The 23,792-nt window shown below is 34.4% G+C and carries 20 protein-coding genes; 9 read left to right on the forward strand and 11 right to left on the reverse strand.

The genetic code is table 11. The features are described from left to right. Nucleotides 1-23: 23 nt before the first annotated feature. From ACM55M_RS01740 to ACM55M_RS01755, 4 genes are all read right to left on the reverse strand, one after another. On the reverse strand, nt 24-2,750 hold the full coding sequence (locus tag ACM55M_RS01740; protein WP_416855747.1) for a PorP/SprF family type IX secretion system membrane protein: 2,727 nt from the start codon (nt 2,748-2,750) through the stop codon (nt 24-26). Nucleotide 2,751: 1 nt separating this feature from the next. Continuing rightward, nucleotides 2,752-4,203 (reverse strand): T9SS type B sorting domain-containing protein, encoded by a 1,452-nt coding sequence (locus tag ACM55M_RS01745; RefSeq protein WP_416855748.1) that lies wholly within the window; start codon nt 4,201-4,203, stop codon nt 2,752-2,754. 106 nt (nt 4,204-4,309) lie between these two features. Beyond that, nucleotides 4,310-5,596, reverse strand: coding sequence for a hypothetical protein (locus ACM55M_RS01750; RefSeq protein WP_416855749.1), 1,287 nt, complete (start codon nt 5,594-5,596; stop codon nt 4,310-4,312). Nucleotides 5,597-5,783: 187 nt separating this feature from the next. After that, nucleotides 5,784-6,227 (reverse strand): hypothetical protein, encoded by a 444-nt coding sequence (locus tag ACM55M_RS01755; RefSeq protein WP_416855751.1) that lies wholly within the window; start codon nt 6,225-6,227, stop codon nt 5,784-5,786. A gap of 466 nt (nt 6,228-6,693) precedes the next feature. Between ACM55M_RS01755 and ACM55M_RS01760 the strand changes: the two genes are divergently transcribed. The 7 genes from ACM55M_RS01760 (at nt 6,694) to ACM55M_RS01790 (ending at nt 12,534) form a co-directional block, all read left to right on the forward strand. Beyond that, nucleotides 6,694-7,842, forward strand: a complete 1,149-nt coding sequence (locus tag ACM55M_RS01760) for a DNA polymerase III subunit (RefSeq protein WP_416855753.1) — start codon at nt 6,694-6,696, stop codon at nt 7,840-7,842. Between the two features lie 4 nt (nt 7,843-7,846). After that, on the forward strand, nt 7,847-8,230 hold the full coding sequence (locus ACM55M_RS01765; protein WP_416855754.1) for a DoxX family membrane protein: 384 nt from the start codon (nt 7,847-7,849) through the stop codon (nt 8,228-8,230). Between the two features lie 43 nt (nt 8,231-8,273). Further along, nucleotides 8,274-8,783 carry an acyl-CoA thioesterase gene (locus ACM55M_RS01770; protein ID WP_416855755.1) on the forward strand — a complete coding sequence of 170 codons (510 nt, stop codon included), beginning with the start codon at nt 8,274-8,276 and terminating at the stop codon, nt 8,781-8,783. Nucleotides 8,784-8,987: 204 nt separating this feature from the next. Then, the gene (gene recA, locus ACM55M_RS01775; RefSeq protein ID WP_035674074.1) at nt 8,988-9,995 is read left to right on the forward strand and encodes a recombinase RecA; all 1,008 of its coding nucleotides are present in this window, start codon (nt 8,988-8,990) and stop codon (nt 9,993-9,995) included. A gap of 129 nt (nt 9,996-10,124) precedes the next feature. Next, nucleotides 10,125-10,538, forward strand: a complete 414-nt coding sequence (locus ACM55M_RS01780; protein ID WP_416855756.1) for a hypothetical protein — start codon at nt 10,125-10,127, stop codon at nt 10,536-10,538. Between the two features lie 17 nt (nt 10,539-10,555). After that, nucleotides 10,556-11,098, forward strand: a complete 543-nt coding sequence (locus ACM55M_RS01785) for an RNA polymerase sigma factor (RefSeq protein WP_416855757.1) — start codon at nt 10,556-10,558, stop codon at nt 11,096-11,098. Next, nucleotides 11,095-12,534 (forward strand): hypothetical protein, encoded by a 1,440-nt coding sequence (locus ACM55M_RS01790; protein ID WP_416855758.1) that lies wholly within the window; start codon nt 11,095-11,097, stop codon nt 12,532-12,534. The genes ACM55M_RS01785 and ACM55M_RS01790 overlap by 4 nt, the downstream gene beginning before the upstream one ends. Here the strand turns inward: ACM55M_RS01790 and ACM55M_RS01795 are convergent. Further along, on the reverse strand, nt 12,497-13,273 hold the full coding sequence (locus tag ACM55M_RS01795; RefSeq protein ID WP_416855759.1) for a lysophospholipid acyltransferase family protein: 777 nt from the start codon (nt 13,271-13,273) through the stop codon (nt 12,497-12,499). The genes ACM55M_RS01790 and ACM55M_RS01795 overlap by 38 nt on opposite strands. 137 nt (nt 13,274-13,410) lie before the next feature. Here ACM55M_RS01795 and trpS point away from each other — a divergent pair, with 137 nt between their 5' ends. Next, entirely contained in the window at nt 13,411-14,385 is a 975-nt protein-coding gene (gene trpS, locus ACM55M_RS01800) for a tryptophan--tRNA ligase (protein WP_416855761.1), read from the forward strand. Between the two features lie 24 nt (nt 14,386-14,409). Here the strand turns inward: trpS and dprA are convergent, their stop codons facing one another. Next, nucleotides 14,410-15,510, reverse strand: a complete 1,101-nt coding sequence (gene dprA / locus ACM55M_RS01805) for a DNA-processing protein DprA (protein WP_416855762.1) — start codon at nt 15,508-15,510, stop codon at nt 14,410-14,412. 102 nt (nt 15,511-15,612) lie between these two features. Between dprA and ACM55M_RS01810 the strand changes: the two genes are divergently transcribed. After that, nucleotides 15,613-16,560, forward strand: a complete 948-nt coding sequence (locus tag ACM55M_RS01810) for an HU domain-containing protein (protein WP_416855763.1) — start codon at nt 15,613-15,615, stop codon at nt 16,558-16,560. 131 nt (nt 16,561-16,691) lie between these two features. Here the strand turns inward: ACM55M_RS01810 and ACM55M_RS01815 are convergent, their stop codons facing one another. The 5 genes from ACM55M_RS01815 to mnmG all read right to left on the reverse strand — a co-directional run bounded on the left by ACM55M_RS01815 (nt 16,692) and on the right by mnmG (nt 23,658). Further along, nucleotides 16,692-17,219, reverse strand: coding sequence for an energy transducer TonB (locus ACM55M_RS01815; protein WP_416855764.1), 528 nt, complete (start codon nt 17,217-17,219; stop codon nt 16,692-16,694). Between the two features lie 93 nt (nt 17,220-17,312). Next, the gene (locus ACM55M_RS01820; RefSeq protein ID WP_416855765.1) at nt 17,313-19,583 is read right to left on the reverse strand and encodes a helix-turn-helix domain-containing protein; all 2,271 of its coding nucleotides are present in this window, start codon (nt 19,581-19,583) and stop codon (nt 17,313-17,315) included. 341 nt (nt 19,584-19,924) lie between these two features. Then, nucleotides 19,925-20,488 (reverse strand): OmpH/Skp family outer membrane protein, encoded by a 564-nt coding sequence (locus ACM55M_RS01825; RefSeq protein WP_416855766.1) that lies wholly within the window; start codon nt 20,486-20,488, stop codon nt 19,925-19,927. Nucleotides 20,489-20,778: 290 nt separating this feature from the next. Further along, nucleotides 20,779-21,627: a class I SAM-dependent methyltransferase gene (locus ACM55M_RS01830; RefSeq protein ID WP_416855767.1), complete on the reverse strand. Its 849-nt coding sequence runs from the start codon at nt 21,625-21,627 to the stop codon at nt 20,779-20,781. Between the two features lie 159 nt (nt 21,628-21,786). Beyond that, a complete protein-coding gene (gene mnmG, locus ACM55M_RS01835) occupies nt 21,787-23,658 on the reverse strand; it encodes a tRNA uridine-5-carboxymethylaminomethyl(34) synthesis enzyme MnmG (RefSeq protein ID WP_416855768.1) in 1,872 nt (623 codons plus the stop codon). Nucleotides 23,659-23,792 lie beyond the last annotated feature (134 nt).

The following is a 23,792-nucleotide window of genomic DNA, read 5'->3' on the forward strand; positions in this document are numbered from 1 at the left end:
TTTTCATAACGGATTTTTATTTATTAATTTTCAATTTTAGCTATAGACATCTTACCATTATAAGGCTTATTCCCTTTTGCTTGTAATGCTTTTTTTGCTTGTTCTATAGTATCAAATTTGTCGTAGTAAATAAAATATTTACTTGTATTGATATCATAAAAGAAATCTATATTTGATTGGCCCGCTGCTACTGATTTTGTTAAAAACTCATCTCTTTTAGCAACATCATTATGAACCGCAACTACTAAATAATAGCCACTTTCGACATTTTTAATATTTTTTAGAATTTGCATATTAGACTGCTCATCACCATAATCAAAATCTTCCGCCTTTAAAGGAATTGCGCTAAAAGGAGTTTTCTCTTTTATTCGGCTTAATGTCGCTTTATCTTTCAAATACCTACTTTGATCATTCTCAAAACCTGCACGTTTAATTCTTCTCTTTTTCTCAATTTCGGTCTCAGCCTTAATTTTTTCTAATGAAGAAATTAAATTCATATTTGCCTGTATTACTTTTAATTGTTCTGCTTTTAGTGTTTCTATTGTTTTTAAATAATACTGATTTGTTGCATCATTTTTATTAGGCACTTTTTGGATTCTTTCTTTGTATAAGTTATCTAACGAAATAATCTTTTCATTTTGAGTTTTGTTTACCACAGCTATTTCTAGTTTTAAAGCTTCTAATGCACTGTTTTCAGCAGACACACTTTTGAACGGTTTTGGCTCACTTAAAATACCTTTATCACTTAAATCATTTTCCTCTTTTAAATCTTTAAGGTCTTTTTCTTTACTAGCGACCGTTGCATCGAGTCGCGTCAATAATTGCTGTTGTGTGTTCTTAGAATCTTCAACTAATTTGGCCAAATTATCCATAGATTTAATGTCCGAATCCTTAGCTGTAGCAGCTAATTTCGCTTGTATGTCAGCATCTTCTTTAGCTTTGGCATCTGCAGCTAATTTTTCCTGAGCTAACGCATCTGATTTGGCTTTAGCATCAGCTGCTAATTTTGCTTGCATGTCAGCATCTGCTTTGGCTTTAACATCAGCGGCTAATTTTGCCTGAGCAAGCGCATCGGCTTTAGCTTTACCATCCGAAACTAATTTTGTTTGGGCAAGCGCATCGGCTTTGGCTTTAGCATCTGCAACTAATTTTTCCTGAGCAAGCGCATCGGCTTTAGCTTTGGCATCCGCAGCTAATTTTGCTTGCGCTAGAGCATCGGCTTTAACTTTGGCGTCTGCAACTAATTTTGCTTGCACATCAGCATCTGCTTTGGCTTTCGTATCAGCGGCTAATTTTTCTTGGGCAAGTACATTGGCTTTAGCAGCAACAACTAATCTTGCTTGCATGTCAGCATCTGCTTTGACTTTGGCGTCCGAAGCTAATTTTGCTTGAGTAAGCGCTTTGGCTTTAGCAGCGGCTAATTTTGCCTGAGCAAGGGCATCGGCTTTGGGTTTAGAAGTAGGATCCAACTTGGCTTTAGCCTCTGTTACCGGTTTGGCTATCACCTGAAGATTAGTTGTAAGTTTGGCTTTGGCAGCAGCATCGGCAATTAATTTGGCTTTGATAGCTGCAGCATCCACATGTTTGGCAGAGGCTGCAGCATCCAACTTGGCTTTGTTATCAGCCGCTAGTTTAGCTCTTGCTTCGGCAATTTCTTTCAGTTTAAACAATCGGATTTCTTCTTTCTCAGCAATCATGGCAAGTTTAAGTTCCTTCAATCTTTGAGCATCAATTGGGGATAAAATCGCTGATTCTTTTGGTGCTACAGAACGTGATTTTCTCGCTTCGACAGGAGTAATAATAGAACCCTCTTCCTCATCATCACCATAATAGTAGGAATTACTTTTAAATTTATAAGCAAAAACTATTTCATGAGAAGAACCAAAATTGGATAGATTGCCAGTCGCTTTTTCGAAATTATACTCAATAGAAATTTTTGGGGTAATATTCATCCCTATTCCTCCAGACATTCCATATACAGTATTATACCCTGCTTGCGCCCATACTCCTTTTGGAATGGCAAACATCATTAAACCTGAAAGGATAGTTTTGTCTTTCTTTAACTCTGTCTTAAGTAAGGCAGAAAATTTACTTTTATCAAAAAAACCATACGTGTCTAAATATCCCGTATGCATTATGTGGGCCTCGATGCTTTTTTCGGGATCGTCTTCAATTATCTTAGAAGTTTTAAGATTATACAAGATCAAATTATTTACGGATAGGCCAAAATCAAGAAAAGCGGTTCCATAGTTTATACCGGGATTAACCGTAATTAAAGAATTTGAAGGTATATTTTCTAATGATGGATCTGAATAATTTGTGATAACCTTGGATTTATTTAAGCCACTTTTATAGAATCCTACATTCATTCCAAAAGTTAAATTACTGTCTTCTTGAAGTATAACATTATGAGCGAAATTTGCAACAGCACCAAAAGTGGTTAAAACGCCATAATTTTGCTGGAACAATCCAATGGCGATTCCTTCATTCTCGCTAAATCTTCCGGAATAGCTCGCTAAATAAGTCTGCGGAGCATCATCAAACTGAACCCATTGTCTTTTATTATAAAAACTGATACTTGTACTTTGTTCTCTTACAAAACTAAAGGTTGGATTTATAAGGAATTTATTAAACTTCAAAGAATTTCTGATAGGTAATGAAAACGAAACAACTCCGTCCTCATGATCTTGAGAATAGAGTATTTGAAGTGTACCGTAAAAAAAAACTATGAATAGTAACGCTTTCCTCATATTATTTTAACACCGTTATTGAACCCTTTTTTACTTTTTTGTCTTGGGTGGTTATTATGTAATAATACACTTGATTGACATTTTTAAAATCCAATTTGTTTTCGGGCCAATTATTTTGATAATCATTTGTTTTAAGCACTATTTCTCCCTGAGAACTCAATAATAACACTTCAGTATTTGTTCCGCTTATATATTCTTGAGGAATAATCCAAGTGTCATTTATGCCATCGTCGTTAGGACTTATTAAATTTGGTATGTTTACAACATCTGGAAATGAATTGGGATCAACTGTCGCGTTTACCGTAAAAGGAAATTCACTTGAAGTACCGCATCCTGTAGTTTGAGTAATTACAACCTTATAGCTTCCTTTACTTTTCACATCATAAGTATTTCCTGTGGCATCTGGAATAATAGCGCCATTGAGATACCATTTATAATCAGGATTCGAAGCAGATGTGGTTACAATTACTGCCAGAGTTTCATCCGGCGAAATAGTATTTGTATCGGGAACATTGATACTGCTGGTGAATTGATAATTTTGTAAATTGATAGCAGCATTAGCCACACAACTACCAAAATTGACAGCTACTGAATAGGCCCCTATCTGATTGGTTGCATACGTTTGGCTTGTTGCTCCTGATATAGCCACATTGTTTTTATACCATTGATAACTATTTCCTGCTGACGTCGTCAATGTCGTAGCACCTGAACTTGAACAAAAAGGATTCCCAAGACTGGAAGTTATTGTGGTTGGAGCCGAAGAAGTAGCCTCATTTACGGTTACCCTGTTGGAATAGGAATCTGAAGTACAAGAACCATAATTGGTCTCAACATAATATTTTCCGGGTTGGTTCACGCTTAAACTTTGCCCTGTAGCTATAGGAGTTAAACTCGGTTCCTTAAACCAATTATAGGTTAATGAAGGGTATTTTAATGGGGAATCGTTTGATCCTATTCCGGGATTATCTATCGTTAAAACATAACTCCCACCAGAGCAATAAGTGGCAGTTGCAATAAAATTGTTAATAGAAAATGGGGTATCCTGAGCTTTATAATAGGCCGAAAAAGCAATAGAATTAGGACTTATAGCCGCAGGACTTGTACTTCTTATTCTCAGTCTATATTTTTCCCCGGCAGTTGTAGTTGGTACCGGAAAAGTTAAAGTTGCTGGAGAAACGGTAACAGTACCCGCGCCAGAGGTAAAAACAACAGTGGGACTGGTAAAACTTCCGTTTGGATCTGATAGTTCTACTATAAATTGATTTGCCGAATTCAAACCCGCAACTGGTGAAAAAGAAAAAGTTACGTTAAAAGTATTAAACGAGGAATTAGCACAGATTTGACTAAACGATAAAGAAGGAGTTCCTATAACTATCTGAGCTTTTACACTATTAGTTAAAGGTAAAGCCAAAAATAAAAAATAAAAAAAATATTTATTTACAATAGTAGTCATTCCGCATGTATTCTTTATTTAATAGCATTCATAAACATAACAAATAGCCACTTCATTATTTAAACTTTTGTGTTTGAGATAAAATCACACGAAAACAATAGTTATTTTAATGATTTAATGCTGTTATTTTTGCAATTCGCAATCTAAAGTCCGGCTTTTTTTCATTTATGAGGTCAATAAATGTTTCCTTATTATCACTTTGAGAATACACATTAGAGAATGCACTATTGCCGTACCAATTTTCTAAATCTTCGTTATTGGAGTTATATTCTGTGAAAATATTTCCTTTGCAAAAATTAAAATACATCGCTTCAAATTTTATTTTTTTTAAATTCTCTCCATTAATTTCAATTTTATTATTCAATAATACTGCGGGGTTAAAACCAGAAATAACACTTCTTCTAAATTCGATATTAGCATTTTCTGCAATATATATGGCTTCCTTAACTAAGCCTGATTGAATATCGGCACTTATATTTTCGCTATTATTAATCAATGTTAAATTGGTTGCGGTAACCAATGTTTGTTTTTTAGTAAAATCCACTTCTTCTTTTTTATCATAAGAAGCAACATCTATACATCGAGAGCCTGTATTGCTTGTTAAATAAGAAGAACGAATTGCTAACGAATTATCAATTCGGCATTGTGTTCCAAAATTAAATTTATAATCATCACTACTTGATTTAAAAGAAACCATCTTATTCAAATAAAGTTCTCCGCCAAATATTTCAAAAGAATCACCCGCTGAATAACTTATCATTATGTTTTCTAATATTGTTTTGTTACCTACACCCGCTAATAATAACGCATTGAAATTTCCTAAACCTTTAATTTTTTTTCCAGCAAATTCTATTCTTACAAATTTTAAAATACCCGAATTACTGCTTGTATTAGTCCCTCCATAAAAAGTCAAAGAATTATCTAAATCAAAATTTATAGAGGAAACATTTCCAAATTTATTAGTCGGTGCATCTCCCAGTATAACTATTCCTCCCCAATCTCCTGCCTTTTTTACACTTCTGTTAGAAGTAAAAACAATTGGATCAGTCTCTAAACCTTCGGCAATAAGAGTAGCACCTTTAGTGACAATAAGAGCTGCGCTAGATTCAAAATCCCCAATTATTACAGTACCTGGTTCTATGGTAAGAGTCGCGTTATTTGTCACGTAAACATTTCCCTGTAATATGTAAATGTTTTTCTTGTATAGTTTTGTATTTACAGTAATATTACCAGCCAATATTTGATTTGCTTCACCGTAATCAGTTTTGTTAGGCTTAAATTCTGTCCAATTATTTAACCAGTTACTAGAACCTGTTATTCCTTTTTCTTGCTGTGCATTCATTCCACAAACCACTAAAAAGAATATCCATATACTTTGAGTAAAGTTTTTCATGATTAAAAGATTTAAATATTGATCTTAGAAACTATTTGAATTAATAAAATTAAAAAAACACGTTATGAGTTATTCGAACCCCCTCAGAATACATCGATAACTAGTCTAAAAAAAATTAATATTCAATTATCGCTGCAATATTCTAAATCACTTGTAAATGAACATTAATAAGGAATTAAAGTAATCCTTACATATCATTGAATTCATGTAATGATTTCAAAGTATTTTCATAAAATAGAATTGCTGCCACTAAATTATCTGTATCTGAATAAGGCACCATTCTCCTTTGAAACGCAACGGTTACATCAAGAAAACTTGTAGTACTTTCCACTTGATCAGCTAATATTTTTCTATTATCTGCATCATTTGGAATTCCCAGATCAGTCATAGTAACTCCTGGTTTTGTAGCCAAAGCAATGTAGGGCAATGTTTTTACCAGAACTTTTATACGTTCAATATAAAGTTCTAATAATTCTCCTTTTTTCATCCCTTGCAACTCTTTCTGGTCATGGTATTTTTTTATTAAAGCATTTGTGCTAATAATACTTTTAGGAGCGTTTTTATCTTGTGCTGAAACCACACCTGTCGCTAACAAAAAACACACACTGAAAAAAATAATTTTCCCTTTCATAATTTGAATTTACCCGTTAATTTATTAAACAAAAATATACAATAAAACTCAAAATGCAACTTTGCCAATATTTTTTTTGATTACAAAAGATTACAAAATATAAAAAAAAACGTATTATAACGAATAAATTTGCGTTTCATCGGATGCTTTAATTTTTCATTACACAAGTGATATTATTGGGATTAACACTTTCTCACTGTATTATTAAAGCTTGTGAAAAGAAAATTTAATTTTCTCAAACTAATTTTTCATTTATTAATATTAAACCTACACGTCAACAAATTGAAACTGTTAAATTTTCACAAATAATTACCTTTTTTATTCATTTTAAGCTCTTTTATCCCTAAAAAAAGTTAAATTTTCACCCTAAAAAAGGCACTTCCACAATGTCATTTATAACGTTACTTTTCCTGAAACTTTGCATCCTAAAATTTTAGACTAAACCATTTTCTGCTATCTTTGCTTCATGCAATTTTCAGAAATTTTAGGACAAGAACACATTAAAAATCATTTGACAAAAAGTGCTGATTTGGGCCGAATTCCCCATGCGCAATTATTTGTTGGTCCTGAAGGAAGTGGCACTTTACCCATCGCAATTGCTTATGCACAATACATCATCTGCAGCAATCAAAACTCAGAAAATTCGGGTTCAAACGAAGCTTGCAACATCAAATTCCAAAAAACATCCCATCCTGATTTGCATTTTATTTACCCAACCGTAAGTACCGAAGATGTAAAAACGAAACCAAAAAGTATCGATTTTATCACGGAATGGCGGGAGTTTTTAAACCAAAATCCGTACGGAAGTCTATTTGATTGGTATCAAATTTTAGGCGTTAAAAACAAGCAAGGAGAAATAAGGGTAGATGATGCTCAGGAAATCCTGAAATCGCTCGCTTTAAAATCCTACGAAGGCGGCTACAAAGTAATGATTATTTGGATGGCCGATAAATTGAATAGTGCCGCTTCCAATAAATTATTGAAACTACTCGAAGAACCTACGGACAGAACGGTTTTCATCTTGATTTCAGAAAATGAAGAAGATATCATTCAAACCATTCGTTCCCGATGCCAAGTGTTGCATTTTAATGGTTTGAGCGAAAAAGTCATCTCAGAAGCTTTAGTTTCAAGAGAGAATATAGAATCTAAAACGGCTGTAAAAATAGCACATCAAGCACAAGGAAATTATAACAAAGCATTGCAATTATTACAACCGGACAGCGAATCTGTTTTTTTCGAAAAATGGTTTGTTGACTGGGTCCGAGCCGCTTTTAGAGCCAAAGGAAATGCGGCAGCCATTCAGGATTTGATTCAATGGAGCGAGCAAATTGCCAGTTTAGGAAGAGAGACCCAAAAGAAATTTTTACACTTTTGTATCGATATGTTCCGTCAGGCCTTGTTGTTGAATTATCAAACGGAAAGCTTAGTTTACATGGAACCACAAGTGGAGAAATTCAAACTGGAGAATTTTGCCCCTTTTGTAAATGGCAACAATATAAATGATATTTTTAAAGAACTTTCGGATGCCATGTATCATATTGAACGCAACGGAAATGCTAAAATTATTTTAACCGATTTATCTATAAAACTAACCCGTTTAATTCACAAAAAATAAAAACATGAACAACATTACTTCTATTTTAATTTTAATTTTTCTGGCAATTACTTTTCTCCAATCCGGTTACGACAAACTATTTTATTGGAAAGATAATGTTGAATGGTTAAAAGGTCATTTTGCTAAAACACCATTAAAAAATCAAGTGCCATTGGCTTTACTCAATATTTTAGTTTTAGAATTAATCTCCGGTATTTTATGTGTGGTTGGTTGCATCGAATTATTGGTAAACAATGGAAGAATATTTGGGTTTTACGGAGCGGTTTTCTCTTGTATCACTTTATTGATGTTGCTTTTTGGACAACGATTAGCCAAAGATTATGATGGAGCCAGAACGATTGTTATCTATTTTATACCCGCTATATTGGCCGTTTATTGGTTAAACTAAAACAACACTACTTCAAAAAAATAATTACTTTTTATACAGAAAAATGACTCCAAAACATCCTTCAGAATCCCTTACGATATTAACCGATTTGGTTTTACCGAGCGAAACTAATCCTTTGAATAATCTTTTTGGTGGCGAATTATTAGCCCGAATGGATCGTGCAGCAAGTATTGCAGCCGGAAGACATTCCCGAAGAATAACAGTGACCGCATCCGTAAATCACGTGGCGTTTAACAGAGCTATTCCACTGGGAAGTGTTGTAAATGTCGAGGCCAAAGTCTCAAGAGCTTTCAAAAGTTCAATGGAAATATTTATTGATGTTTGGGTAGAAGACCGACAATCAGGAAACCGCACCAAAGCCAATGAGGCTATTTATACTTTTGTTGCTGTTGATGATACCGGAAGACCTGTAGAAGTACCACAAATAGTGCCAGAAACAGAACTGGAAAAACAACGTTTTGATGCAGCATTACGACGAAAACAGCTGAGTTTAGTTTTAGCGGGAAAGATGAACCCACACGACGCTACAGAATTGAAGGCATTGTTTCAATAATAATCTTATATTAGCTTGTTATTTTTTATTAAAATTTAGATTTAAAAATATTCTTGAAAGAGAAAATTTACATAGAAAAAAGAAGTATTTTTACGAAAATAAATGTTCTAACATAAACGAAATTTTCAGGATAATTAGTCACCCTGTCAGTTTCTTACAGTTATAAAATAATACAAATAGATGAAAGAAAAGGTAAAAGAGAAGATGAGTACAGAGAAAGAATCCAAATTAAAAGCGCTACAACTTACGCTTGACAAACTAGACAAAACGTACGGAAAAGGAACCGTAATGAAAATGGGGGATAAAGCCATTGAGGAAGTAGAAACTATTTCTTCCGGATCTTTAGGAATCGATTTGGCATTAGGAGTTGGAGGCTATCCAAGAGGAAGAATAATTGAAATATACGGTCCGGAATCATCTGGAAAAACAACTTTGACGCTTCATGCCATTGCTGAGGCTCAAAAAGCAGGTGGAATTGCTGCTTTTATTGATGCGGAACACGCTTTCGATAGAAATTATGCAGAGAAATTGGGCGTAGATATCGAAAACCTAATCATTTCTCAACCAGATAATGGAGAACAAGCTCTAGAAATTGCTGAAAACTTGATTCGTTCAGGTGCAATTGACATTGTTGTAATTGACTCGGTTGCTGCTTTGACTCCAAAAAGTGAAATCGAAGGTGAAATGGGAGATTCTAAAATGGGTCTTCATGCGCGTTTGATGTCTCAGGCATTGCGTAAATTAACAGGAACCATCAGTAAAACGCATTGTACCGTTTTCTTTATTAACCAGTTAAGAGAGAAAATTGGGGTAATGTTCGGTAATCCGGAAACTACAACGGGAGGAAATGCATTGAAGTTTTACGCTTCGGTTCGTTTAGACATCCGTCGTTCTACTCAAATAAAAGATGGTGATAATGTACTTGGAAACAGAACCAAAGTAAAAGTGGTGAAAAACAAAGTCGCTCCGCCATTTAAAATCGCGGAATTTGACATCATGTATGGTGAAGGAATTTCAAAAACAGGAGAAATTTTAGATCTTGCAGTAGAATTTGAAATCATCAAAAAAGCGGGATCTTGGTTCAGTTATGGTGAAACTAAATTAGGGCAAGGCCGTGATGCTGTTAAGTCTTTAATAAAAGACAATCCGGAATTAGCGGATGAATTAGAGGAAAAAATTAAAGCCAGAATAAAAGAATTAGCAGAAGCATAAAAACTAAAACCCGAATAATTTTCGGGTTTTTTTATTTTTACACGCAACCTTTTTCAAAAATTTATATCTATTTAAAAAACAGCCTCATTTGATGAAGCGGAATAGTATTAAATTTATAAAATGAAAAAAATGAAAAAATTTGCCCTGTTTATTCTACTAATTACAACCCTGACAGGATGCACACTTGATGATGACAATCAAGATTCATACACCTATGAAGTCCTTCCTGTAGACAGTTATACCTTACCCGAAAAATTTACATTGGGAAATACGTATGAAATAAAATTAAAATACACAAAACCTAATGAGTGTCATTTATTTCAAGGCATCTATTATAGTAAAGACCTAAATAAGAGAACTGTAGCGATTCAGGCAGCGATAAACAACAATTCGGCTTGTATACAATCCATGGCGGTACCGTCAGAGGTTTCTTTTAATTTTTATGTAACAAATACCGGTTCTTATATTTTTAAATTTTATAAAGGAAAAGATGCCGCTGGTACAGAACTTTTTGAAGAAGTAGAAGTTCCTGTAGTCAACTAACAAATAGAATAAATTCTGTGGGATTAGATCAAATAATTAATGACTGTAAAAAAAGTTGCTCCAAAGCTCAAGAACAATTGTATCAATTGTTTTCTAAAAAGTTTTTTGGGGTATGCTTGAAGTATTCCAGTAATTATGCTGATGCCCAGGACAATTTACAAGATGGTTTTTTAATTATTTTCAGAAAAATAGACCAGTTTAGCGGCAAAGGATCTTTTGAAGGTTGGGCCAAAAGAATAATGATAAACAATGCACTCCAAAAATACAAAGGTGTCCGGTATATGGAGGTTATCAATGAAAATATTCCTGATACAGCTATTGAAATTGATGACGAGAATATTCCAATTGAATATCTAATGCGAATCATCCAAGAATTACCTGATCAATATAGATTAGTATTCAGCCTCTATGTTCTCGATGGGTATTCTCATAAAGAGGTCGCAGAAATGCTTAAAATAACAACAGGGACCACAAAATCCAATCTTGCCAGGGCACGGTTGATTTTAAAAGAGAAAATAGAAGCATATACAAGAATTGAAATAAAGTCATTGGCAAAATGAACGATAAAAAAAACATAGACCGACTGTTTCAAGAAAGATTCAAAGATTTTGAAGCAGAACCAAACGATCAAGTTTGGATAAACATAGAAACGGCTTTAAAGAAAAAGGAAAAAGAACGAAAAATAATTCCGTTTTGGATGCGATTTTCAGGAATTGCCGCTGCTTTTATTTTGGGTTTATTTGCTTTAAACATGATTTTCAAAACGAATACTGAAACTAAAAATAGTATCGTTTTAGACACGAAAACTTTAGACAAAAAATCCAATCATAACAAGTTAATTCCAAATAAAATTGAAAAAGAGAGAAAACCATTCGAGATAAAAAATAGCCAACAAATAGTAATAACTAACCCCAAAATCCTTATAAACCATGAAAAAGAAACTACAACTTTTACTCCATCAAAAACCATTGCTGACAAAAAGAAAAATCAAAATAATACTAACCTTTATTTCTCAAAAAATCATCCACCGCTAAGACAAACTAAAGCACATAACGATGCAATCAATTACAGCTCATTAATTGCGGATAAAAAAAGTGAAATAAACCCAAACACGTTTGAGAACATTCAAAATCAGGTTTTAGAAAAAAAAGTACCACAAGCGAATGAGGAGACTAAAATTACTGCAATAGAATCTAAAAAACAACCTTCAATTATTCCGGAATCTCCAAACGAATTAGAGGAAATTCTAAAAAAGAAAGCATCTGAAAAACAAAGTGTAGTTCTTAATAACAAAAACAAATGGCAAATTGTTCCGAATGTTGCCGCAGTGTATCTGAATTCAAATTCTGGTGGATCAGCCATTGATCCTAAATTCTCAGAAAACCAAAAGACGGCCGATAACAGTCTAAGTTTTGGTATTGGGGTAAATTATGCTGTTTCCAAAAAAATTGCCTTACGAACAGGTATTAACAAGCTTACGTTAGGATACAACACTAATAACGTGGTCTATTCTGCTGGTTTGTCTAACAAGAATTTGGCGAATATTAATTATAGTTCAAACCAATTAATTGAAATTAAAAACGAAGCTGCTCTTAATACGCTAAACACTTTTGAAAAAGGGTTGCAAAAGACAAATACTGGCTCCATAAATCAGAAAATGGGTTATTATGAAGTACCGTTGGAGCTTTCGTATGCGGTTTTAAACAAGAAGTTTGGCATTACCGTTATTGCAGGAATAAGCACCTTATTTTTAAATCAGAATAAAATATCGTTAGTTTCTTCTAACACTAATTTGAAATTAGGAGAAGCAACAAATTTGAACGAAATCCATTTTAGCACCAATGTTGGTTTGGGATTTAAGTACCAATTTGTAAAATCATTTCAAATTAATTTAGAACCTATGGTTAAATATCAATTGAATACCTATTCGAAAAACTCCGGAGATTATAAACCTGTTTTTATTGGCTTATACTCTGGTATAAGTTATACTTTTTAGTTTTATCAAATACTATTAATTGACTATAAATTGTCTCCCGAACTTCTTCCCGAATTTCTTTCCGGTCTACACATTTTTTGCCCAAAGTTTCCACATGTGCATGTATTTTAACCCGCATAAGTCCAGGGCTTCCACTAAAAAATTTATAAGAAAATCTTTTTTTATTGTCCGCAAAAGTAATAGGGACAATTGGTATTTCATGTTCTATTGCCAATCGGAAAGCGCCATCTTTAAAAGTATCCAATATAACGGATTCATCATCCGGAATGCCACCTTCAGGGAAAATACAAATACTCAGTCCTTGATTTATTCTTTTTTGTGCCCGATTAAAAACTCCCATTTTACTTTTAGAACAATTTCTATCCACCAGAATACAGGTTCTTTTATAGAAAAATCCAAACAAAGGAATTTTTGAAAGTTCTTTTTTACCTACAAAAACAAAAGGGTTTTTAATTGTAGCGAGCATTAGCATAATATCAGTCATAGAAGTATGATTAGCCACTATCATATAACTTTTATGAGATTCCAATTCTTGATTTTTATCTATCTTGTAATAAAATCCCATTCCAAAAAGAATGAATTTTGCCCAAATACGAGCCATCTTAAAAAAATAAGGATAACCGCTTTCCGTCAGGATTGACAAAACCAGAAAAGGAAACATCACCAGTATAGGAATGGCCATTAAAACATAAAACCATACTCGCCATAACGACCATAAAATAATTTTTATTCCTCTCATAAGGTCAAAAATAAGGAATCCTATGTTAATATTTTTAAAAGAATTAAATTTGAAAACGATCAGTAACAGAAAAACTTAGAAAACCTTGCAAAATTTGCGAAAATCTTTGCGAACTTTGCGGTCAAGAAAAAAATATAATGGCAAAAATACTTACAGGCGTTCAAAGTACAGGAACTCCACATTTAGGAAATTTACTCGGCGCAATCATTCCCGCAATCACATTATCGAATAATCCAGAAAACCAATCGTTTCTTTTCATTGCCGATTTACATTCCATAACGCAAATAAAAAACGGAGAAACTTTAAGAGCAAACACCTACAGCACTGCTGCAGCATGGTTGGCTTGTGGCTTGAATGTAGACAAAGTAGTTTTCTACAGACAATCTGATGTACCGCAAACAGCGGAATTGTCTTGGTATTTAAGTTGTTTTTTTCCTTTTCAACGCTTGACATTAGCACATTCTTTCAAAGATAAAGCAGACAGACTGGAAGATGTCAATGCTGGTTTGTTCTCCTATCCTATGTTGATGGCTGCCGATATTTTATTATACGATGCCGAGTTTGTTCCCGTAGGAAAAGACCAATTGCAACACCTTGAAATTACACGCGATGTAGCGTCTCGCTTCAACCACCAAATGGGCGAAACTTTTGTAATTCCTGAAGCCAAAATTCAAGAAGACAGCATGCTTATTCCCGGAACCAATGGTGGGAAAATGAGTAAATCTGCCAATAATATTATCAATATTTTCTTAGACGACAAAGCGTTGCGTAAACAAGTAATGAGCATCGAAACCGACAGTACGCCGCTTGAAGAACCTAAGAATCCAGATACGTGTAATGCTTTTGCTATTTATTCTTTATTAGCAAATGAAGAACAACTAGCTATTATGAAAGCCAATTATTTGGGTGGAAATTACGGTTACGGTCACGCCAAACAGGCTTTATTTGAATTGATCACAGAAACATTCAAAACCGAAAGAGAAAAATATAATTACTACATGAACAACCTTCCAGAAGTTGACGCATTGTTAAAAATTGGTGCCCAAAAAGCTACAGTTGTAGCCAATGGGGTTTTGAATAAAGTGAGAGAAAAACTGGGGTTTGGTGTTTAAAAATAAAAGTCCTATCCGGACGGACTAAATCGCCTCAAACAATTTCCCCGGCAAAGGCCGAATCACCCCTTTCAATTCCATATTCAACAACATTCCTGAAATCTTATAAATTGGAAAATCACAACGCAAGGCGATAATATCCATTAACTCTTTTCCGGTTTTTAAAAGGTAATCATACACTTTTTGTTCATCTTCTTCTAAAGTCACAAACAATTGTTTTTGTACTGGTTTTGACTCTTTTTGAATATCCCAATTCAAGATATAAATCAAATCGGCGGCGCTGGTGAGCAAATTTGCTTTTTGGGTTTTAATCAGATTGTTGCAACCTTGGCTGTATTTATCGGTAACACGTCCCGGAACGGCAAAAACATCACGGTTGTAATCATTGGCCATATTTGCCGTAATTAACGAACCTCCTCTATCGGCTGATTCTATTACGATAGTCGCTTCGGTCATGCCTGCAACGATTCTGTTTCTTCGTACAAAATTTTCTTTGTCCGGGTTCGAGGAACTCCAAAACTCGGTCATAAAACCACCGTTTTGTTCTACTTTGGCAACATATTTTTTATGGGTTTTAGGGTAAATTTGGTTCAAACCATGGGCTACAACTCCAATCGTTTGTAAATCATGTTCCATTGCCAGTTGATGCGCCACGATATCAACACCGTAAGCAAAGCCACTTACGATTATGGGATCGAGTGGTGCTAAATCTTCAATCAGTTTTCTACAGAATTCTATCCCATAAGAAGTGATTTGACGTGTCCCAACAATACTGATTATTTTTTTGTTTTTTAAGTTGATATTCCCGGATGTGAATAATAAAAGCGGTCCATCAATACAATGTTTCAACCGTTCGGGATATCTTTCATCTTGAAAATATACGGCATTAATGTCATTGGATTTTATAAAATCAAGCTCCTGATTGGCTTTTTCGAAAACTGATTTGTCCTTTAAATTTTTCAGCAACATAGAACCCACACCATCAATGGCGGCGAGTTGCCCTGTTTTTGTATTAAAGACTTCTTCGGCGTTTCCGCAATGCGTAATTAGTTTTTTGGCCATAATATCGCCAACCCCTTCTACTCTTTGCAACGCCAATAAATAAAATAAATCTTGTTCTTTCATGCTAATCGTTTGTGAGTGAAATGTATAAAATATAAAGCGGATTGTTAATAAAAATTGTGAATAAAATTTTGATAACTATTTTCGTTGTATAACTTTGTAAGTATGAAAATCGAACTATACATCGCGCAGCTTTTATACCGTTATCAATGTGTAACCGTTCCGGGATTCGGAGCTTTTTTGACCGAAACTCAGTCGGCTCAACTCAATGAAAGCACGAATTCATTTTCTCCTCCAAAAAAAATGATTTCTTTTAATGCTAATCTAAAGAATAATGATGGCTTATTAGCGAATCATATTGCTCAGTCTGAAAAAACATCTTATGAATATGCCGTAAGCGCTATTCAGTATGAAGTTTTTACTTGGAAAAAAACATTAGAAGAAAACAACATTTTTTCTTTAAAAAACATAGGCGATCTTTGTTTGAATGCCGATAATAATTTGGTTTTCACCCCTTACGATCAAACCAATTATTTGTCAAGTTCATTCGGTTTAGCTCCATTTGTTTCTCCTCTTGTAAAAAGAGAAATCTTTGAAAAAGAGTTGGAAGCAATCGAAGAAAAAGAAACAATTCAATTGGTTCCTGAAACAAGAACAGCAAGTCCATATTTAAAATATGCAGCGATTTTTGTATTGGGATTAGGTCTTACAGGAAGTGTTGGATATTCTATTTACCAAAACCAAATTGCTGCAGAAACAATGCTTGTTGAAACTGCTGTTCAAAAACAAGTGCAAAATAAAATCCAGGAAGCTACTTTTTTTATCAAAAGCCCAGTACCAGCTGTAACCTTATCAGTTAAATCAGCCGTTAAGGAAGTAAAAATGCCGTATCACATTATGGCTGGTGTTTATAGAGAAGAAAAAAACGCAGATAAGACATTTAATCAATTAATTCATTTAGGATACAAAGCCCGTCGCATTGCTCCGAATAAACACGGCTTGTTTCCTGTACTCTACGGAAGTTATTCTAATTTTACAGAAGCGCAAAAAGCACAATCTGAAATTCAGAAAAAACACAATCCAGAAGCTTGGATATTAATTCAATCATTATAAATACAAAAAAACCTATTCGATTTGAATAGGTTTTTTTTTTAGGTATTGAAAGCCTATTTTTTACTAATAATAGCCTAAAAAAAATCTACACTGAAAACAAACGCAATGACTGGCAAATTTTGTTATGTTTTTTACTTAACATAAATTACTTCTTGAGGATTAGGAAGTGTAATCGGCAAACTATAGGAACATCTTACTTTTTTTCCATTTAGTTCAGCTGGTTTCCATTTTGAAGAAAGTTTTAAAACTCTTATAGCTTCTTTACCTGTTCCATAGCCAATATCCTTAAGAATTTTAATATCAGTTAATTGACCATCTTTTTCAACTACAAAAATAACAAACACTGTACCATTGAGTCCTTCTTCATCAGGCATTTTATAGTTCTTAGCCACGAAAGCATAAAATTTTTCTATTCCTCTAGGAAATTCTGGATGTACTTCCACTCGTCCTTTAGTGTAAATAACATTGTCATCATTTACTACAGCTTGTGCTGCATTTACCGGGTCTATTGTTATTTTAGCGTCATAATTTGGATTCCCTTTGACAATGCGGATTTTATCTTCAACTACCGAAGGATTAGAAACAATTTCTTTCTTTTTAGTTTGTCCAAAAGAAAATGAAATAAAAAGCACGAAGAATAAAAGGAATAGTTTTTTCATAGATTTAAGATTTTTATACCCAACTGTTTAGTAATATTTATTTTACAAATGTATAGAATAATTCGATCACTAAAGAAGAACCGTCTTCACTCTTTAATTCAAACTCGCTTTGAACATTTTCAGTTCATCCCAAGTAAACTTCTCGCCTACTTGCTCCTTCAAATTATTCAAAGACTCTTCTTTATAGCCTCTAAAAGCTTCCGCTAGTTCCCGTAGCTTATCTTCCGGCAAAACATCGGTAATCATAATGGTTCCGGCTTGAATAAGCCGCACTAAATGCCCGTCGATAGTTTGTATGGTCAGTTTTCTGATGGCAGCGATTTCGGCCACCGAATTTTTCTCCAGCCACAATTCATAGGTTTCCTGAACGGTAGATTTCTTAGATTCTTTTTTATCTGATTTCTTTTTTGAGGTATAACGCTCAATATCTTTATCGTCATCAATCAACGTGATATTCAATTTCTTGAATTGATTTTGAATCGCTTCCGTTTTTCGGCTGATGTAATTTTTAATTTCTGATGAAGTCAATTTCTCTTTTGAGATGGTTTCACCAGCAACAACGGTTTCAATTAATAATTTGGCTTTCATTAATCGCAAAACGGCTTTGGACTGCAATTCTTCCAAAACTATTAATTCATCATAAAAGGCTTTTACTTTCTTGATACGTTTTACTTCTTCCAGTTTCCAAAGGATTTCAAAAACCAAATCATCCATTGGCTCTAGAAAATAAGCAAATGCCGCTTGTATTCTTTCCGAAATATGGTTTAAATCAGCGGTTTCCTGACTAAACAATTTATTTAATTGGGATATGAATTTTTTGGATGGATCCAAAAGTTGTTCGATGACTTCCGTTTGCTTTTTGGCCCACACCGCATGTTTGGATTTCTCTGAACTTTCTGATTTTTCCGAATAGCTGAATCTATGATTACGCCATTCCTGAGCCAAATCGCCCCAATCGAAGCTGTTAATCAAATAATTATGGATGAAATTCTTAGTTTCAAAGTGCAGTGCATTTTCTAAAAATGAATCCGAAGCTTTATTGAGTGAATAATCCATCACGTCCTGATCATTAGAAATCCCATTCATTCGCAACGGAGAAAGCAAAATAAGCCCTTCTAACGAGCGCAAACGCGACAACGCCACATATGCTTGTCCTGGAAGAAAAACTTGCGAAACATCGAGTGCAGCTTTGTCAAACGTTAATCCTTGGCTTTTGTGAACCGTTATTGCCCAAGCTAATTTTATCGGATAATGAACAAAAGTTCCTAAAACCTCTTCTTCAATTTCTTTAGTCATTTCGTCTACTTTGTAGCGTATATTCTGCCATTCGTATTTTTCAACTTCTATGGTTTTGTTTTCTTCTGGAAAATGAACCAAAATTTCATGGCTCGAAAGTGATTTGACAATCCCCATTTTTCCGTTGAAATAGTTCTTATCAAAAGACAAATCGTTTTTGACGAACATGATTTGTGCTCCTACTTTTAACTTTAATTGATCTTCAACAGGGAATATTTTTTCTGGAAAGTCTCCCACAATTTCTGGTTTATAAACCACTAACTTTCCTTCTAGATCTTCCAAAGCCTGCGCATTCATCGTGTCAGCTTTGGCGTTATGTGTAGTTAAGGTGATATACCCTTTATTCGCTTTTAAATCGAAATCCGGTTTTACGTATTGATTTAAAGTCAGAATATCTTCTTGAGTAATTTGGTTGTTTCGCAGGTTGTTTAAAACTGCAATAAAAGTATCATCCGTCTGACGAAAAATTTTAGATAATTCAATGTATAACGGTGGATTTTGTTGTACAACATGGGAATGAAAAAAGAATTTCCCTTTGTAATAGGTTTTTAGCGTTCTCCATTCTTCATCCCGAATTACAGGAGGCAATTGCAATAAATCACCAATAAACAATACTTGAACGCCACCAAAAGGGCTGCTTTTTTTACGGACGGTTTGCATCATGTAATCCATGGCGTCCAATAAATCAGCGCGAAGCATACTGACTTCATCAATTACCAACAATTCCATATTGCGAATAACGGATTTCTTCAAACCGCTCATTTTGAAATGCCTGCGCAAAGTAGCTTTGGTTTCAAATTTCGTACTTTCAGAAAATTGAGGCGAAGAATTATCGGGAATAAATCCTCCAAACGGCAACTGAAACATAGAATGTATCGTTACACCGCCCGCATTTAACGCGGCAATTCCCGTAGGCGCAACAACGACGGTATTCTTGTGCGTAGTTTGGATAATTTCCCGTAAAAGGGTGGTCTTTCCAGTTCCTGCTTTTCCGGTAAGGAAAACGGATCGATGGGTTTGATTGATGAATCGTAAGGTGTAGGCGGCGGCTTCAGAAATTGTTTGCATTAGGCGTATATATATAAAGCTAAAGTATTGAAAATAGGATTCATATTTTAATTTTTGGAAGACAATTTATGTCTTGATTCCACAATTTTTTAGCCCCGATAGCAGCGGAAATCCTCGAGATTTAGAAAGTAATTTTTTCTCACCAGAAAATAGCAACCGCAGGAAGCTCCTTTTATGGGTAAGAAAAAACGCTTTCTAAACGAGAGATTACTTCACTATACTTTTATTTTAATTGGAGTTCCGTGAACTACGTTTATAGTGAATAGCGGGAAATTGCTTCAAAAAAAATGCCTTCAATCTAAATTTTAGACGAAGGCATTCATTTGAATTAATCTGAAAAATTATTTTTTAACTTCTACTTCTTTTGGAGTTGCAGATTTGTATTTGTCGTTCAATTCTTTAATGATTTCTTTTGTGATATCATATTTGTCTTCTGCATACAAAATTGAAGCTGCGTCGCCCGTTCCGTAGATGTAAGAGTATCCTTTTTCTTTACCGTAGGTTTTGATGAATTTTTTTACACCGCTAACCAACGAATCCATTTCTTTTCCGCTTTCTTGTTGCAGCTCTTGTGCTAATTGTTGTTGCGCAGCACCTAATTGTTGCTCTCTTTTTTGCAATTCAGCTCCTTTTTGTTGTGCCCAAGCTTGACCATTAGCCTGCGCCTGTGCTTGAAAACCTGCTGCTTCTTGTTTGAAACGATTAATTTCAGCTTCTAGCTGTCTTCCTTTCTCTTCCGATTTAGCTTTATATTTTGCTTCTAGATCTTTTGCTTCTGTATATTCTTTCATCAACACTGAAGTATCTACGTAAGCTGTTTTTACTTCCTTAACTTCCGCTGCCGGTTTGTTACAAGATACAAGTGAAATTGAAAGTGCGATAATTACTAATGCTTTTTTACTCATGTTTTTAATATTTATTTTTTTGTATTCGTGAATCTTCTGGTTTCATTTTGGTGAGTTTCTAGTTTTTACTATTGGTGACAAAAATATAAAAAAATTGATAGCATTGACATAAAGTTTGAAAAATGCAAAATATTTATGATATAAGATTTTATTATTATAATTGACAACTGTATAATTTGTGACTATTAAAAACAGACTTCATATCTTTTAAATAAACGAATTAGTTTAAAAATCCGACAAACACTTCAATTCGCCTAAAAAACGTCGCTTAAATACGCTTAAAACACTTTTTAGCTGTTTTTCAGAATGTAAATATGTGAAGAATACTCAAAATCACTCTTCGCCTCCCAATTGGATTGTAATCCGATAAAAAAGGCTTTAATGAAATTCATTTTTCCCGTTTTGTATTTTTCGGAAAGTAAGCTCACATAATAAGAATCAAATTTCATAGGAAGCACTTTTACTAATTTCATATCTTCTTTTTCGAAAAGCATTTTTATTGCCTTTTTCGAAAAATGCCAAAAATGAATCGGCACATCATAAGCTGCCCAAAACTTCCCGTAATATTTTGCATCGAAAGATTTGAAATTTGGAACCGCAATTATTAGAGTTCCGTTTGGTTTTAATAATCGTTTTAATTCTTTGAGTTGCTCGTCTAAATCAGGAATGTGTTCTAGAACATGCCACATCGAAATGACATCAAAAGAATGACTTTCTAATACGCTGGTTTCTCCAACAAATGAAACTCCTTTCTGTTTGGCAATCGCTTTAGCTTTATCACTTGGCTCGATTCCTATGGTATGCCATCCGTTTTCTTTGGCCACTGATAAAAAATCTCCAGTTCCTGCGCCAATATCTAAAATGCTTCCTTTATTCGGTTGTAGCGAATTGATTAAATTCAGCTTGTTTTTTAGCGCGATGCTTTTTACAAAATGATATGCTTTTTCAAACAAAGACCGTTTACTGTCCGTATGGGAAATGTAATCCACGCTTTCGTAATACTTCCCTAAATTTTCTAAACTGGGTTGCGGATGCGTGATTAACATATCCAACGCTTCGTCGTGATACAAATCAAATGTTTCTTGAGAAACGGAATAATCTTTAACGTTTAAAAAATGCTTTTTGTTTGAAATATCCATATTATTAGTTTTCAGTTTTCAGTCGCAGTTTGCAGCTGAATCCCTTTATATATTATTCAAATTTGATTTTGTTTCACGTGGAACAAATTGATTTAAGATTAACGATTTCTGATCTTTTGCAAATCTGCAATCAAAATCGTTAATCAAAAATCTACAATCCTACCGTCCCATATAAATCAACAACACCGAAACATCACTTGGCGAAACACCGCTAATCCTTGATGCTTGAGAAATGGTTACAGGGCGAATCTTGCTTAATTTTTGTTTTGCTTCAATTGACATCGATTTGATTTTATCGTAATCAAAATTCTCAGGGATTTTTACATCTTCCAATCGAAGCAATTTATCCGCGTTGTTTCTTTCTTTTTCAATATAACCAGAATACTTCACTTGAATTTCGGCTTGTTCTAAAATTTCTTGGTCTACATCATTTGCCGCAACGTACTCCACAACCTTTTCAAACTTCATCATGTCATCCAAATCAATTTGGGGACGAGAAAAAACTTTAAACATTTTATCGCCTTGTGTAATGAGTGCCGTATTTTTTGATTCCAAAATAGGATTTGCTTCCGCAATCGAAACACTCGTTTCTTTGAAGAAAGCCACCATTTTTTCAGATTCATTCAGTTTATGTTCCATTCTACGCAAACGTGCTTCAGAAGCTAGACCAATTTCATGCGACATTGGTGTTAACCTAAAATCAGCATTATCCTGACGAAGCAACGTTCTATATTCCGCACGAGAGGTAAACATTCTATACGGCTCTTCCGTCCCTTTAGTAATTAAGTCATCAATTAAAACTCCGATATACGCTTCATCTCTTTTTAAAATTAACGGGGCTTTTTCATGCACTTTTAAATGCGCATTGATACCAGCCATTAACCCTTGAGAAGCTGCTTCTTCATATCCGGTTGTTCCGTTTATTTGTCCGGCGAAATACAATCCTTCAACAAGCTTTGTTTCCAAAGTATGTTTTAATTGTGTCGGCGGAAAATAATCGTATTCGATTGCATAACCTGGACGAAAGAATTTTACTTTCTCAAATCCCACAACAGAACGCAATGCTTTAAATTGAATATCCTCAGGAAGTGACGTTGAAAAACCATTTACATAAACCTCACACGTATTCCATCCTTCCGGCTCAACAAATAATTGGTGTCTTTCTTTATCAGCAAAACGATTAATTTTATCTTCAATTGATGGGCAATATCTTGGTCCAAGACTTTTTATTCTACCGTTAAACATCGGAGAACGATCAAAACCTTCTCTCAAAATATCATGCACATCAAGAGACGTATACGTCATATGACATGATTTTTGAATAACCAACGGTGATGTTACATCCGAATAAGAAAATTTATCCGGCTTAGTATCTCCCTTTTCCTCGTTCATTTTCGAATAATCCAAAGAACGTCCATCCACTCTTGGAGGCGTTCCTGTTTTCATTCTTCCTGCTTGAAAACCTGCATTCACTAAATCTTCGGTAATTCCATAAGCAGCACTCTCGCCTGCTCTTCCTCCACCAAATTGTTTTTCACCAATATGAATCAAGCCATTCAGGAAAGTTCCATTGGTCAACACAACCGATTTGGACCGAATCTCCACTCCTAACGAAGTGCGAATCCCTTTTATTTTTCCGTTTTCAATAATCAAACCTTTCACCATCTCTTGATAAAAATCAAGATTTGGAGTTCCTTCCAACATCATTCTCCATTCCTCAGCAAAACGCATACGGTCACTTTGAACACGCGGCGACCACATCGCAGGTCCTTTGGACTTATTCAGCATCTTGAACTGAATAGCAGTTCTGTCAGAAACAATTCCCGAGTAACCACCCAATGCATCAATCTCGCGCACAATTTGTCCTTTGGCAATTCCGCCCATCGCAGGGTTGCAGGACATCTGGGCTATATTCTGCAAACTCATTGTCACCAATAAGGTTTTCGAACCCAAATTTGCGGCAGCGGCAGCAGCCTCAGAACCGGCATGTCCTGCGCCAACAACTATCACATCATATTCATCTAGAAACATCTTCTTGTATGATTTAATCCTTCAATTATATTCCGGATTGTAATTTTGAAATCTATTTTTATTTTGTTCCACGTGAAACATTGTATTGTCAATTCTGCCGAATAAAAAAATGTTTCACGTGGAACACTTCGGCT

Source organism: Flavobacterium galactosi (assembly GCF_048158585.1).
Classification (GTDB): Bacteria; Bacteroidota; Bacteroidia; order Flavobacteriales; family Flavobacteriaceae; genus Flavobacterium; species Flavobacterium galactosi.